This window comes from Phyllobacterium sp. P5_D12 (genome assembly GCF_054049495.1).
Map to the genome: position 1 here is coordinate 1 of NZ_JBFUMG010000868.1, position 1,319 is coordinate 1,319.

General features: G+C 57.0%; 3 protein-coding genes. All 3 read left to right on the plus strand.

Annotation, left to right across the window (positions count from 1 at the left end):
• On the plus strand, positions 1 to 246 hold a 246-nt coding region (locus ACXJ5O_RS27165; protein WP_457302623.1), incomplete at its 5' end, for a YVTN family beta-propeller repeat protein.
• A 29-nt stretch (positions 247 to 275) separates the two neighbouring features.
• Complete coding sequence (locus ACXJ5O_RS27170) at positions 276 to 773, plus strand: hypothetical protein (protein WP_457302624.1); 498 nt, start codon at positions 276 to 278, stop codon at positions 771 to 773.
• Positions 774 to 826: 53 nt separating this feature from the next.
• A partial coding sequence (locus ACXJ5O_RS27175) for an ATP-binding cassette domain-containing protein (protein ID WP_457302625.1) occupies positions 827 to 1,319 on the plus strand: 493 nt, incomplete at its 3' end.

Genomic DNA, 1,319 nt, shown 5'->3' on the forward strand with positions numbered 1-1,319 from the left:
GCCTATGTAGCGCTCGGACCGGCGAACCGCGTCGCCGTGGTCAATACGGAAACCTACGAGGTCGAAAAATACGTGCTTGTCGGACAGCGGGTCTGGCAGCTCGCATTCATGCCGGACGGCAAGCAGATCATCAGCACTAACGGGTTGTCGAACGACATCACATTCATCRACACGGAAACCGATGAGCCGATCAAATCCGTTACCGTGGGGCAATTGCCATGGGGTGTCGCGATATCGCCGAACTAACACAATTCTGAAGACCAAGGGAGGACTACATGACAACATACAAGACGCTGGCATTGGCCGCGGTTCTCAGCATCGGGCTGGCTCAATCCTTTGCTTTTGCCCAGGCTGACGACGATGACGACGCCAAGGCAGCACCGGAGCCGAAGGCGGCAATGCAGGCAAAGCCGCCGGTGATCACACGCGGCAGCAAGAATGTGCCGGAGCTTATTCTCGGGTCCAAGGACGATGAATTCACCGTCAACCAGAAGGATTTCGAACTGGTTGCCGGACAGGGCTATCGCTGGAAGATCACGTCCGCGGCCGGACTTGAATACAAATTCGTCACCGATCTTTTCCGCAATGTCTGGATGAACCAGATCGTCATCAACGATCTCGAAGTGCATATGGATGGCGGGCCGGCATGGCTCGAATTCGACTCGCCGGGCACGATCAATGTACAGTTTACGGCAGTGCGGCCCGGCAAATACACCTGGTCCGTGCCAGACCTTGCAGACAAGGGAATGAAGGGTACGATTACCATCAAATAGCCGTCAGTTTGCGGCAAGGTCGTCGTCGCATAAGGTACCAAGGGTGGAGCTTGATGGGTACAAATGCCGGACTGAGGAACATCAATGACAAATCAATGCCGGAAGCAAATCTTCCGGCGCTTGATCTCGCATCGGTGAGTTACGCCTATGGCAAACGCCAGGCGCTGGAAAACGTCACGTTTTCCATAGCACCCGGGCGCTTTGCCGTGCTGCTCGGCCTGAATGGTGCCGGCAAGACGACGCTGTTCTCGCTTATCAGCCATCTGTTCGCAACAAGGCATGGCCGCATCCATGTGTTCGGCCATGACATCGACCGGCGGCCGGGTGACGCGCTGCGGCGGCTCGGTATTGTTTTCCAGGCGCGCACGCTCGATCTCGATCTTTCGGTGCACCAGAACCTCTCCTACCATGCATCGCTGCATGGTATCCGCTCGCGCGAAGCCAACCGGCGCATTCACGATCTGATGCAATCCATCGACATGAGCGAACGGCTCCATGAAAAAGCCCGCAGCCTCTCGGGCGGGCAAATCCGGCGCGTGGAGATTG

Excerpts from the sequence above, each read along its gene's own strand:
- ACXJ5O_RS27170 (WP_457302624.1), top strand. The coding sequence starts at position 276 with ATGACAACATACAAGACGCTGGCATTGGCCGCGGTTCTCAGCATCGGG.